This window comes from Streptomyces sp. SID5910 (genome assembly GCF_009862125.1).
Lineage (GTDB): Bacteria > Actinomycetota > Actinomycetes > Streptomycetales > Streptomycetaceae > Streptomyces.
The window spans coordinates 1-12,831 of the sequence record NZ_WWHX01000469.1 but is presented as its reverse complement, the minus strand read 5'-3'; the positions used below and the strand labels follow the sequence as shown (position 1 = coordinate 12,831).

Here is a 12,831-nt window from a genome sequence, read left to right as displayed (position 1 = left end):
TCGTCCTGGTCCTGGAGCCCACCGCCGACGGCCACGCCGCGACGATCTACCTGCTGCCGCGCTCCGACCGCGAGAACGGCGAGTTCTGGCTGGACGGCCAGGGCGAGCTGTGGGTGGGCCGCCGCCACTCCCTCACCGAGGCGGAGAAGCTGTACGGCATCCCCGCCTCCGACGTGCGCGAGCTGGCCGACAGCCTGCGCGAGGCCACCGGCCCGGTGCGCGTCGTGCGCGGCCACGACGCCGGTGTCGAGGCGGCCCTGACCGACAAGGTCACCGCCGAGCGCGACGAGGAGCTGCGCGTCTTCCTCTCCGAGGCCCGCCTCGTCAAGGACGAGTTCGAGATCGGTGAGCTCCAGAAGGCCGTCGACTCCACCGTGCGCGGCTTCGAGGACGTCGTGAAGGTCCTCGACCGGGCCGAGGCGACCAGCGAGCGCTACATCGAGGGCACCTTCTTCCTCCGCGCCCGCGTCGAGGGCAACGACGTCGGCTACGGCACCATCGCCGCCGCCGGCCCGCACGCCTGCACCCTGCACTGGGTCCGCAACGACGGCCCGGTCCGCTCCGGCGACCTGCTGCTGCTCGACGCGGGCGTGGAGACGCACACGTACTACACGGCCGACATCACGCGCACGCTGCCGGTCGACGGCACGTACAGCGAGCTACAGAAGAAGATCTACGACGCCGTGTACGACGCCCAGGAGGCCGGCATCGCGGCGGTGAAGCCGGGCGCCAAGTACCGCGACTTCCACGACGCGTCCCAGCGTGTGCTGGCCGAGCGGCTCGTCGAGTGGGGCCTGGTCGAGGGCCCGGTCGAGCGGGTGCTGGAGCTGGGCCTCCAGCGCCGCTGGACCCTGCACGGCACCGGTCACATGCTCGGCCTGGACGTCCACGACTGCGCCGCCGCGCGCGTCGAGTCCTACGTCGACGGCACCCTGGAGCCCGGCATGGTCCTCACCGTCGAGCCCGGCCTGTACTTCCAGGCCGACGACCTGACGGTGCCCGAGGAGTACCGCGGCATCGGAGTCCGCATCGAGGACGACATCCTCGTCACCGAGGACGGCAACCGGAACCTGTCCGCCGGCCTGCCGCGCCGGTCGGACGAGGTCGAGGCGTGGATGGCCGCGCTGAAGGGCTGAGGTCCGGGATGCTTCGAGGGCCGGGCGCCGTACGGTGCCCGGCCCTTTCGCGTGCGTGATCAGACCGCCACGAGGGGCGCGTCCTCGCGCCACTTGAGGATCTTGTCGAAGCTCACCACGGCTCCCGGCCGTCCCGGCGCGCCGCCGATGTGGACGTGGTCGGCCAGCTCCCGGATGAGGCACAGGCCCCGGCCGTGCTCGGCGTCGGCCGGCACCGGACGGGGCGCCCCCGGGGACCGGCCCGGGGCGGCCTCGAACCCGGGTCCCGTGTCGGCGACCTCGATCCGGCACCGTTCGCCGTCCAGGTACGCCGTGACGCGGTACGCCTGCGAGGGGTCGCCGCAGCCGTCGTCCCCGCCGTGCTCGACGGCGTTCGCACAGGCCTCGGTCAGCGCGACGGAGAGGTCGAAGGAGATGTCGGGGTCGACGCCCGCGGTCTCCATCGTGCCGAGCAGCAGGCGCCGGGCCAGGGGCACGCTCGCAGCCTCGCGCCGCAGATGGAGTGACCACCAGATGCTCATGCTCCAGCCTCCCGGCCGCGGCTCGACATACCGTTACGTATTGCCCCTTGTGCCCGGGCGTAAGCGCGGTGTCCGTATCGGACCGCCCGGACGGCGGATGCGACCGCACCGCCGATCGGTGTATGTGGGGCGGCCCGCACCAAGGCCGACCATCCGGTCGTACCGCATCTTGCGGACCTGCCGTACGCCGCGGGGGTCGCCAGTGCGATGATGAGGCCGCCATGACTGCCCCCCACCCGCCTTCGGCGCGCTCCGGGAACGATCTCCGGATTCTGCGGGCCGCGGTGTTCGCCGCGGTCTGCGTCGTGCTGGCCGCGGCGGGGCACACCTTCGCCTCCTGCGCCGCCGTCCCCCTGTGGACGCTGGGCGCGGGATTCCTCGGGGCGGTCCTGGTCGCCGCGCCCCTCGCCGGGCGCGAACGTTCCCTGCCCGGGATCGCGGTGCTGCTCGCGGTCGGCCAGACCGCCCTGCACACGGTGTTCGGGCTCGGCCAGCACGGGGCCGCGGCGGTCACCGCGGGAGCGGCCCCCGGCGGGGCGGGCCCGCTGTCCGACGCCTTCCTGGTCCAGCAGGCCGCACGCCTGGTCTGCGGGACCACCGCCGCGGCGATCAGCCCGGCCCAGGCCGAGCGCATCCTCACCGACGCGCGGCTGACCCCGGGTTCCGGCGTCCACGCCGGCGCGGCACACCACCCGGCGGACGCCCTGTCGACCGCCGCCGGCTCCTCCGCCTCGCTGCTGCCGTCCCTGCCGATGCTGCTCGGCCACGTCCTCGCCGCCCTCGCCGCCGGCTGGCTGCTGCGACGCGGCGACCTGGCCGTGGCACGGCTCGTCGCCCTGTCGGCGCACTCGGCCCAGTCGATGGCCGAGGGAGCGCTCGTCCGCGCCCTGCGCGCCGCGCTCGCCCTGGTCCGCGCCCTGCACGGCGGTCTCGCCCGCGCACCCCGCACGGGGCCGCGTCCGCCGCGCACCGACCTGCTCGTGCCGGCACGGCCGCACACCACCGCGCTCCAGCACACGGTGATCAGGCGCGGTCCGCCGAGCGCCCTCGCCCTCGCCGCCTGACACGACGCGACCACCGACCGCCGACCCGCTTCCGCCTCACGGCCGGAGTGACGGAGGAGGGGCCGCCGTCGTGCGGCACGCGCGCGCGTACGCGCATCCCTCCCGTCATTCCTGACACCGGCTCCTCGCCGGTCATCACCGAAGCGGAGAACTCCGTTCATGAAGGTTTCCCGTATCGCCGCCGCCGGTTCCGCGGCCGGCATCGCCGTCCTCGCCCTGTCCGCGCCCGCCTTCGCGCACGTCACCGTGCAGCCGGAGGGCAAGGCCGCCAAGGGCGGTTACGCGGTCGTCGACTTCAAGGTCCCCAACGAGCGTGACAACGCCTCCACCACCAAGCTGGAGGTCACCATCCCCGCCGACCACCCGCTGGCGTCCGTGATGCCGCAGCCGGTGCCCGGCTGGAAGGCCGAGGTCACCAAGGCCAAGCCGGCCAAGCCGCTGGAGTCGCACGGCGAGCAGATCACCGAGGTGGTCACCAAGGTGACCTGGACCGCCGAGGGCAAGGGCATCGAGCCCGGCTACTTCCAGAAGTTCCCGCTGTCCGTCGGCGCGCTGCCCGAGGACGCCGACGAGCTGGTCTTCAAGGCGATCCAGACGTACTCCAACAAGGAGGTCGTGCGCTGGATCGAGGTGCCGCAGGACGGCCAGGAGGAGCCCGACAACCCGGCGCCCGTGCTCGAACTGACCGCCGCCGAGGACGACGGCCACGGCGCGGCGGGCGCGAAGGCCGGCGCCGAGGACGGCTCCACCGCCCAGCCGGCGGCGGCCGACGCCTCCGCCGACTCCGGTGACAGCAGCGACACCACCGCCCGCGTCCTCGGCATCGCCGGCATCGTCGTCGGCGCGGCGGGCGTCGCGTACGGCGTCCTCGCCGGCCGCCGCCGGGACACCGGCGCCTCGGCGTAACAGCACCCCCGCCGGTGTGCGCCGGGGCTCCGTTCGCGGACCCCGGCGCACACCGGGGCACATCACATCTGGGACATTTCTCTATGCGCAAGAAGACCTTCGCCGCGGCGGCGCTGCTCGCCGCCGCCACCCTGACCCTCTCCGCCTGCGGCAGCGGAGGTGACGGCGACAAGCCCGTCACCGTGGTCTCCGAGGACACCACCCAGCAGGCGGCCACCGTCCTCGACAAGCCCTTCGAGAAGCCCGACCTGGTCCTCACCGACACCCGGGGCAAGCCGTACGACCTTCGCGAGCAGACCGCCGGCAAGCCCACCCTGATCTACTTCGGCTACACCCACTGCCCGGACGTGTGCCCGCTGACGATGAACAACATCGCGGTGGCCAAGAAGCAGCTGCCCCGGGCCGAGCAGGACCAGCTGCGCGTCGTGTTCGTCACCACCGACCCCGAGCGGGACACCCCCGCCGCACTCGGCAAGTGGCTCCAGGGCATCGACCCGCAGATCACCGGCCTGACCGGCAGCTTCGACACCATCCAGGCCGGCGCCCGCACCCTCGGCATCTCCATCGACGCGCCGACCAAGGACAAGGACGGCAACGTCGTCTCGACCCACGGCACCCAGGTCATCGCCTTCTCCCCGAAGACCGACGCGGGCTACGTCCTCTACGGCAAGGACGCCACCGTCGACGACTACACCAAGGACCTCCCCAAGCTGATCAAGGGGGAGAAGCCGTGACCCGCCGCCCCGCCCTGGCCGCCGCGGCCCTGATCGGCGCCCTGGTCCTCGCGGGCTGCGGCGACTCGGGCTCCGGCGCGTCCTCGGCCGCCGAACTCTCCGTCGGCGCCGCCTACATACCGCAGCCGATGTCCGGCACCATGGCCGCCGGCTTCCTCACCGTCACCAACAAGGGCGACGCCGAGGACGAACTCACCTCCGTCACCAGCCCGGCCGGTGAGGTCACCGTGCACGAGACCGTCGGCGGCGCGATGAAGGAGGTCGACCGCCTGCCCGTGCCCGCGCACGGCGACCTCGTGCTCGAGAGCGGCGGCAACCACCTGATGTTCGAAAAGCTGAAGCGCCGGCCCGAACAGGGTGAGACGGTCACCGTCCAGCTCCACTTCACGCACTCCGACCCCGTCACGGTCGACATGCCGGTGAAGCCGGCGACGTACCGGCCCGCCGACGGACACTCCGGACACTGAGGGAGGGACCCACCTTGACGCAGACCATCGCCCCGCGCGTCCGGACCCTGGTGCTGCTGCTCCTGGCCGCGGCCTGCGCGCTGCTCGCCGGCGCCGGCCCGGCCTCCGCGCACGCCGCGCTGACCGGCAGCGACCCCCAGCAGGGGGCGGTGGTCGACAAGGCCCCGGCCCAGGTGTCGCTCACCTTCTCCGAGACGGTCTCCCTGGACGACGACTCCCTGCGCGTCCTCGACCCCAAGGGGCAGCGCGTCGACGACAGCCGGCCCGCCGGAACCGGCGGCACGACGTACGCCGTGAAACTGCACGCCGGTCTGCCCGACGGCACCTACACGGTCGCCTACCAGGTCGTCTCCGCCGACAGCCACCCGGTCTCCGGCGCCTACACCTTCTCCATCGGCGCCCCCTCACAGACCTCCGTCTCCGTCGACGGCCAGGAAGCGGGCGGCGGCATCGTCGGCCTGCTGTACGGCATCGGGCGGTACGTGTCCTACGCCGGGTTCGTGATCCTCGCCGGCGGCGCCGCCTTCGTCCTCGCCTGCTGGCCGCGCGGCTCCGGAGTACGGCCCCTGCAACGGCTCGTCGTCTCCGGCTGGCTCGCGCTGACCGCCGCCACCCTGCTGCTGCTCCTGCTCCGCGGCTCCTACACCGGCTCCGGGAAGGTCGGCGACATCTTCGACCTGAGCCTGCTCGGACAGGTCCTCCAGACCAAGAGCGGCGCCTCGCTGGTCTCGCGGCTGCTGCTGCTCGCCGCGGCGGCACTGTTCATCGCCGTCCTCTTCGGCGCCTACGACAAGCGCGAGGACGAGGAGAGGAAGGACCTCACCTTCGGGCTCGCGGCGGGCGGAACCGTCGTGGCCGCCGGGCTCGCGGCGACCTGGGCGCTGTCCGAGCACGCGTCCGTCGGTCTCCAGGCCGGCCTCGCCATGCCGGTCGACGTCGTCCACCTGCTGGCCGTCGCCGCCTGGCTCGGCGGACTCACCACCCTGATCGTCGCCCTGTACCGGGCACCCGCCGGCACCCCCGTCCCCGCCTCCGCCGTACGCCGCTTCTCCCGCATCGCCTTCGGCAGCGTCGTCGCGCTCGTGGCGACCGGCGTCTACCAGTCCTGGCGCCAGCTCGGCTCCTGGTCCGCCTTCACCGACACCCGCTACGGGCAGCTGCTCCTCGTCAAGATCGCCCTGGTGGCCGTGATGGTCGGCACCGCGTATCTCTCGCGACGGTGGACAGCCCAGCTGGCCGGGACGGCGGACGTGGTCGCACCGCGGCGGGAGAAGGAGGGGGAGAAGGCGAAGGAGCAGGTCTCCGTGGCCGGGGGCCGTAAGGAGGCGAAGGGGTCCGCGGCGTCGAAGGGCTCCGGTGGGTCCCAGCGTGCCGCGCAGCTCGCCCGGCAGCGGGCCGCCATGGACACCGCCCGGAAGAAGCGGCTGCGGGACGCCGATCCCCACCGCCTCGGGCTGCGCCGGTCCGTCCTCGCCGAGGCCGGCATCGCCGTCGTCCTGCTCGCCGTCACCACCGTGCTGACCCAGACCGAACCCGGACGCACCGAGCAGGAGGCCCAGGCCGCCGGCCGGTCCACCGCCTCCTCCTCCACCGCGACGTCCGGAGCCGTGACCCTGGACATGCCCTTCGACACCGGCAGCGCCAATGGCAAGGGCGTCGTACGGGTCGAGCTCGACCCCGCCCGGGTCGGCGACAACGACCTGCACCTCTATGTCGAGGACACGGACGGCCGCGCCTTCGACATCCCCGAGGTCAAGATCGCCTTCACCCTGGAGGCCAAGGACCTCGGGCCCCTGCCCGTCGTCCCCGAGCACATCACCACCGGACACTGGTCGGCGAGCGGAGTGCAGCTCCCGATGGCCGGCGACTGGGAGGTCGCCGTCACCGTACGCACCTCCGACATCGACCAGGTGACCATCTCCAAGAACGCGCAGATCGGCTGAACCGCACCATGGCTGACCAGTCCCTCCCGGAGGCCCGCACCCCGAAGGCGACGCCCGGGGCACCCGCCGGACCCGGCCCGGCCGACGCCGGCGAGGCCACCCCGCGCGGCGGCATCTCACGGCGCCGGCTCCTCGGCACCGCCGGTGCCACCGGGCTCGTGCTCGGCGCGGCGGGCGGCGCCGCGGGGTACGCCGCCGCACCCTCCTCCGCGGCGACGCCGCTCACCTCGGTGGGCAGCGACCGGGCAATGTTTCACGGGAAACATCAGCCCGGCATCACCACCCCGATGCAGGCCCGCGGGCACCTCGTCGCCTTCGACCTGAAGCCGGGCGCCGGACGCAAGGAGGCCGCCGCGCTGCTGCGCCGCTGGTCCGACACCGCCCGGCGGCTGATGGCGGGCGAACCGGCCGGAACCGGTGACACGGACGTCGCCCGGGACGCGGGGCCCTCCTCCCTGACCGTCACCTTCGGGTTCGGCCACAGCTTCTTCGGCCGGACCGGACTGGACCGGCAGCGCCCGGCCGCCCTCGACCCCCTGCCCGACTTCTCCTCCGACCACCTCGACAAGGCCCGCAGCAACGGCGACCTGTGGGTCCAGATCGGCGCCGACGACGCCCTGGTCGCCTTCCACGCGCTGCGCGCCCTCCAGCGGGACGCCGGGTCGGCCGCCCGCATCCGCTGGCAGATGAACGGCTTCAACCGCTCACCGGGCACCACCGCCCACCCCATGACCACCCGCAACCTCATGGGCCAGATCGACGGCACCCGCAACCCCAAGCCCGCCGACACCGACTTCGACCAGCGGATCTTCGTACCCGAACAGGGCGAGCCCGCCTGGATGGCGAACGGCTCCTACGTCGTCGTACGCCGGATCCGGATGCTCCTCGACGACTGGGAACAGCTCTCGGCCAAGACCCAGGAGGACGTCATCGGGCGCCGCAAGTCCGACGGTGCCCCTCTGTCCGGGGGCACCGAGACGACCGAGATGGACCTGGAGAAGACGGACGCCGACGGAAAGCTGGTCGTCCCGATCAACGCCCACGCCCGCATCACCCGCCCCGACCAGAACGGCGGCGCCGCCCTGCTCCGCCGCCCGTTCTCGTACCACGACGGCTTCGACACCGACGGCGTCCCCGACGCGGGGCTCCTCTTCGTCTGCTGGCAGGCCGACCCGTTGCGCGGCTTCGTGCCGGTGCAGCGCAAGCTGGACCGCGGAGACGCGCTGTCGCAGTTCGTCCGGCACGAGGCCAGCGGCCTGTTCGCCGTGCCGGGCGGGGCCGCGGAGGGCGAGTACGTGGGGCAGCGGCTGCTGGAGGGCTGACCCGTCGGCGCGCTCCGCGTCGCCCCGTGGGGTGACGGGCCGGGGAAGCGTGCTCCGCGTCCGGCCAGGCCACTAAGGTGAGGCTCATGCCCGCCAGTTACGCGTATCTCGGTCCCGAAGGCACGTTCACCGAAGTCGCCCTGCGCACCCTTCCCGAGGCGGCCACCCGGGAACTGGTCCCGTACGTGTCCGTCCAGTCCGCGCTCGACGCCGTGCGCGTCGGCGAGGCGGAGGCCGCGTTCGTGCCGATCGAGAACTCCGTCGAGGGCGGTATCACCACCACCCTCGACGAGCTGGTCGCCGGGCAGCCCCTGATGATCTACCGCGAGGTGCTGCTGTCCATCACCTTCGCGCTGCTGGTCCGCCCCGGCACCAAGCTGTCGGACATCAAGACGGTCACCGCCCATCCCGCCGCCCAGCCCCAGGTGCGCAACTGGCTCAGGGCGCACCTGCCCGAGGTGGCCTGGGAATCGGCCGCCTCCAACGCCGACGGCGCCCGCCTCGTGCAGGAGGGCCGGTACGACGCCGCCTTCGCCGGCGAGTTCGCCGCGGAGCGGTACGGCCTGGAGGTCCTGGAGTCCGAGATCCACGACGCGGAGAACGCCCAGACGCGGTTCGTGCTCGTGGGCCGGCCCGCCCGGCCGGCCGCACCCACCGGCGCGGACAAGACGTCCGTCGTGCTCTGGCAGCGCGACGACCACCCCGGCGGGCTGCGCGACCTGCTGGGCGAGTTCGCCACCCGGGGCATCAACCTGATGCTGCTCCAGTCCCGGCCCACCGGCGCGGGCATCGGCAACTACTGCTTCTGCATCGACGCCGAGGGGCACATCTCCGACCGGCGGGTGGCCGAGGCCCTGATGGGTCTGAAGCGGATCTGTCTCCAGGTGCGCTACCTGGGGTCGTATCCGCGCGCGGAGGTCGATCCGTCGGACGTGGCGCCCCTGCGGCGGGGGACCTCCGACGAGGACTTCACCGCGGCGGCCGACTGGGTGGCGCGGTGCCAGGACGGCCGGTTCTGATCCGTTCGCACCGGTCGTACCTGCCGATTTTCGTTATCCACAGTGGGGGTCCGAGTTATCCACAGGTCCGCTTCTCGACCTGGGGACAAGTCGACAACGAAGCGCCCTTCGGTCGACAAATCACCCTACGGGCACCCACTTCATCCACAGGCGCCCAAGCCACCCTTCGTGCACCTGTTTCTTGTCCCCCTCCTCCGGAGTGGCCCGTTTCCACTCGAAAGTGAGCCCGTAGGGGGTTTGACGCAGGAATTCCTCGCCCGGCATGCCCGTGAGTGCCCGTGAGCGCCCGATTAGGAATGATCACTTCCGGAGTCCACAGATCTTTCGCACAGCCTGTGGATAACTTTTCCCGGACCGCTCAGCCTGTGGACAGTCGGAGCCTCAAGTCCCGTTCCCCACAGGGGAGTCCGGTCAACCCGGCGCGGGAACGCTCACCCCCATTTCCCCCGAAGCGGAGCGCGCGGAACACGGCCGGCAATAGTGAGTCGTGAGCCGTCACCGCGCACCGGTAGCCTTGGCCACGTGATTGACCTTCGCCTGCTCCGTGAGGACCCCGACCGTGTGCGCGCGTCGCAGCGCGCCCGTGGAGAGGATGTCGCGCTCGTCGACTCCCTCCTGTCTGCCGACGAGCGGCGCAGGTCGTCCGGCGTCCGCTTCGACGAGCTGCGCGCCGAGCAGAAGGGCCTCGGCAAGCTCATCGGCAAGGCCGCCGGCGACGAGAAGGCCGAGCTGCTCAAGCGCGCCGAACAGCTGAAGACCGACGTCAAGGCCGCCGACGCCGAGCGCGACGCCGCCGACGCCGAGACCCAGGAGCTGCTCCAGCGGCTCGGCAACCTCGTCCACCCCGACGTCCCCGTCGGCGGCGAGGAGGACTTCGTCACGCTGGAGACGCACGGCACGCACCGCGACTTCGCCGCCGAGGGCTTCGAGCCCCGCGACCACCTGGAGCTGGGCCAGCTGCTCGGCGCCATCGACGTCGAGCGCGGCGCCAAGGTCTCCGGCTCGCGCTTCTACTTCCTGACCGGCGTCGGCGCGCTCCTGGAGCTCGCCCTCGTCAACGCGGCGATCGCCCAGGCCACGGCGGCCGGCTTCACGCCGATGCTGACCCCGGCGCTGGTGCGCCCGCAGTCGATGGCCGGCACCGGCTTCCTCGGCCAGGCCGCCCAGGACGTCTACCACCTCGACAAGGACGACCTGTACCTGGTCGGCACGTCCGAGGTGCCGCTCGCCGCGTACCACATGGACGAGATCCTGGACGCCGCCCGGCTGCCGCTGCGCTACGCCGGCTTCTCGCCCTGCTTCCGCCGCGAGGCCGGTTCGCACGGCAAGGACACCCGGGGCATCTTCCGCGTGCACCAGTTCGACAAGGTCGAGATGTTCTCCTACGTCCTCCCCGAGGACTCGCAGGCCGAGCACCAGCGCCTGCTGGAGTGGGAGAAGCAGTGGCTGACCTCGCTGGAGCTGCCGTTCCGGGTGATCGACGTGGCCTCGGGCGACCTGGGCTCCTCGGCCTCGCGCAAGTACGACTGCGAGGCGTGGATCCCGACCCAGGGCAAGTACCGCGAGCTGACCTCGACCTCGGACTGCACCGAGTTCCAGTCCCGCCGCCTGTCGATCCGCGTCCGCGAGGACAAGAAGGTGCGCCCGCTGGCGACGCTCAACGGCACGCTGTGCGCGGTGCCGCGCACGATCGTGGCGATCCTGGAGAACCACCAGCAGGCCGACGGCTCGGTGCGCGTGCCCGAGGTGCTGCGCCCGTACCTGGGCGGCCGGGAGGTCCTGGAGCCGGTGGCCAAGTGACTGACACCGCTTCCGCCGAGGCCGGTTCCGCCGTGGCGCCCGAGGCCGGTTCCGCCGGGGGTTTCCCGTACCGGCTGATCGCCACCGATCTCGACGGCACGCTGCTGCGCGGCGACGACACGGTCTCGTCGCGCACCCGTGAGGCGCTCGCCGCGGCCACCGCGGCGGGCGCGGCCCACATCGTCGTCACCGGGCGTGCGGTGCCGTGGACCCGGCACATACTGGACGACCTGGGGTACGACGGCCTCGCCGTCTGCGGCCAGGGCGCGCAGGTGTACCACGCCGGGGAGCACCGGCTGCTGACCTCCGTCACGCTGGACCGCCAGCTGGCCGGGGTGGCGCTGGCCAAGATCGAGGCGGAGACCGGGCCGCTGTACCTGGCGGCCAGCCGCGACGGCCTGGAGGGCGATGTTTTGGTCGGGCCGGGTTACGCGGTCGGCGGTCATCTTCCGGCGGTTCCGTTCACCGACGCGTCGGATCTGTGGTCCGCTCCGCTGAACAAGATCTACATCCAGCATCCGACGCTGTCGGACGACGAGCTGGCGGAGGCCGCCCGGCAGGCCGCGGGCGGTTTCGTCACGGTCGTCATGGCCGGTGCCGGGGTCGTCGAGCTTCTTCCGCTGGGGCTGTCGAAGGCGACGGGGCTGTCGCTGGCGGCCCGCCGGCTCGGGCTGAAGGCGGCGGACACGATCGCCTTCGGGGACATGCCCAACGACGTCCCGATGTTCGGCTGGGCCGCCCGGGGCGTGGCGATGGCCAACGCCCACGAGGAGCTGAAGGCCGTGGCCGACGAGGTGACGTCCTCGAACGACGAGGACGGGATCGCCGTGGTGCTGGAGCGGCTGCTGTCGGCCTGACGGCGGCCCGAGGGCGGGCCCCGGACCTCCGGGGCCGTTCCTTCGCCGGCACGGTCCGGGCGGCACCGGCGTCCCCGTCGGTCGGCCCACGCGAGGTGTCCCGCGTGCTCGAAGCGGCCGCCGATTCGCCGGTGCCGTCCGGCCTCGTGCATCCACCACAGTGCCGGTACGGCAAGCCGGGTGCCACCGATTAAAAGCGGACGTACGGCGCCTTCCGCCCGCGCCGCCGTCGGGGCCGGTGCGGCCCGGTCACTCCTCCCCCGCGAGCGTGAGCGACCGCAGCTTCTGGCCGGCGTACCAGGTCGCGAGCACGGTGACCCCGACCAGCAGCACCGTCGCGGTCGGCAGGCCCACGTCGGAGGTGACCAGGTTGCCGTCGGCGACCTTCTGGGCCACCGCGAGCGACCACTGCTGGACGCTCAGCGTGCGGGCGCCCGGCACCAGGGAGCCGAACAGGGCCTCCCAGACGAGGGCGTAGACCAGGCCGAAGACCACCGCGTGCCGGGACACCGTGCCCAGCAGCAGGAAGAGCGCGGCGTAGGCGATGGAGGCGACCAGCGCGGCGATCGTGTAGGCGACGGCGACCTGCTGGCCGTTGCCGTTGAGGATCAGCCCGGCGAGCAGCGTGGGCACGGCGGAGAAGACCATGGTCACGGCGACGGCGACGATCAGCTTGGTGAAGATGATCGTCGGCCGCTTGATCGGCTTGGACAGCAGGTAGACGACCGAGCCGTCGTCGATCTCGGGGCCGATGGCGCCGGTGCCGGCGATGACGCCGATGATCGGCACCATGGTGGCGAGGGCGAACCCGCCGAGCACGTCCGAGGCCGTCTGGTCGTCGGCTCCGGTGAGGGCCCGCACCACCACGGCGATGACGAGCAGCAGCAGCGGGAGCGCGCCGAGGATGAGGGCCCGGCGGCGGCCGAGCAGGGCCCGGTAGGTGAGCCGGGCGACTGTGGGGTCGTACATTCTTCGGCCTCCTACGCCGCGACGAGATACGAGAAGACGGACTCGAGGGACTCGTCGGACGGCGAGACCGTGAGCAGCCGGATGCCGTGGTCG

12 protein-coding genes are annotated in these 12,831 nt (G+C 72.6%); 10 read left to right on the top strand and 2 right to left on the bottom strand.

The window, feature by feature from the left end:
- A partial coding sequence (locus GTW67_RS16430) for an aminopeptidase P family protein (RefSeq protein WP_161165566.1) occupies positions 1-1,136 on the top strand: 1,136 nt, incomplete at its 5' end.
- A gap of 59 nt (positions 1,137-1,195) precedes the next feature.
- On the opposite strand, the gene GTW67_RS16425 is transcribed toward GTW67_RS16430, so the two are convergent.
- Complete coding sequence (locus GTW67_RS16425; protein WP_161163274.1) at positions 1,196-1,657, bottom strand: ATP-binding protein; 462 nt, start codon at positions 1,655-1,657, stop codon at positions 1,196-1,198.
- 221 nt (positions 1,658-1,878) lie between these two features.
- Between GTW67_RS16425 and GTW67_RS16420 the strand changes: the two genes are divergently transcribed.
- From GTW67_RS16420 to GTW67_RS16380, 9 genes are all read left to right on the top strand, one after another.
- Positions 1,879-2,721: a hypothetical protein gene (locus tag GTW67_RS16420; RefSeq protein ID WP_161165565.1), complete on the top strand. Its 843-nt coding sequence runs from the start codon at positions 1,879-1,881 to the stop codon at positions 2,719-2,721.
- A gap of 159 nt (positions 2,722-2,880) precedes the next feature.
- Positions 2,881-3,627, top strand: a complete 747-nt coding sequence (locus tag GTW67_RS16415) for a YcnI family copper-binding membrane protein (RefSeq protein WP_161165564.1) — start codon at positions 2,881-2,883, stop codon at positions 3,625-3,627.
- Positions 3,628-3,710: 83 nt separating this feature from the next.
- Positions 3,711-4,361 (top strand): SCO family protein, encoded by a 651-nt coding sequence (locus GTW67_RS16410; protein ID WP_161165563.1) that lies wholly within the window; start codon positions 3,711-3,713, stop codon positions 4,359-4,361.
- The gene (locus GTW67_RS16405) at positions 4,358-4,828 is read left to right on the top strand and encodes a copper chaperone PCu(A)C domain-containing protein (protein ID WP_161165562.1); all 471 of its coding nucleotides are present in this window, start codon (positions 4,358-4,360) and stop codon (positions 4,826-4,828) included. Before GTW67_RS16410 ends, GTW67_RS16405 begins: the two co-directional genes overlap by 4 nt.
- A gap of 14 nt (positions 4,829-4,842) precedes the next feature.
- The gene (locus tag GTW67_RS16400) at positions 4,843-6,771 is read left to right on the top strand and encodes a copper resistance CopC/CopD family protein (RefSeq protein ID WP_161165561.1); all 1,929 of its coding nucleotides are present in this window, start codon (positions 4,843-4,845) and stop codon (positions 6,769-6,771) included.
- A gap of 8 nt (positions 6,772-6,779) precedes the next feature.
- Positions 6,780-8,093, top strand: coding sequence for an iron uptake transporter deferrochelatase/peroxidase subunit (gene efeB / locus GTW67_RS16395; RefSeq protein WP_161165560.1), 1,314 nt, complete (start codon positions 6,780-6,782; stop codon positions 8,091-8,093).
- A gap of 86 nt (positions 8,094-8,179) precedes the next feature.
- A complete protein-coding gene (gene pheA / locus GTW67_RS16390; RefSeq protein ID WP_161165559.1) occupies positions 8,180-9,112 on the top strand; it encodes a prephenate dehydratase in 933 nt (310 codons plus the stop codon).
- Positions 9,113-9,634: 522 nt separating this feature from the next.
- Positions 9,635-10,912: a serine--tRNA ligase gene (gene serS, locus GTW67_RS16385; protein WP_161165558.1), complete on the top strand. Its 1,278-nt coding sequence runs from the start codon at positions 9,635-9,637 to the stop codon at positions 10,910-10,912.
- A gap of 32 nt (positions 10,913-10,944) precedes the next feature.
- Positions 10,945-11,769 carry a Cof-type HAD-IIB family hydrolase gene (locus tag GTW67_RS16380; protein ID WP_161165567.1) on the top strand — a complete coding sequence of 275 codons (825 nt, stop codon included), beginning with the start codon at positions 10,945-10,947 and terminating at the stop codon, positions 11,767-11,769.
- 249 nt (positions 11,770-12,018) lie between these two features.
- Here the strand turns inward: GTW67_RS16380 and GTW67_RS16375 are convergent, their stop codons facing one another.
- Positions 12,019-12,738, bottom strand: a complete 720-nt coding sequence (locus GTW67_RS16375) for an ABC transporter permease subunit (RefSeq protein WP_161165557.1) — start codon at positions 12,736-12,738, stop codon at positions 12,019-12,021.
- Positions 12,739-12,831: the final 93 nt, after the last annotated feature.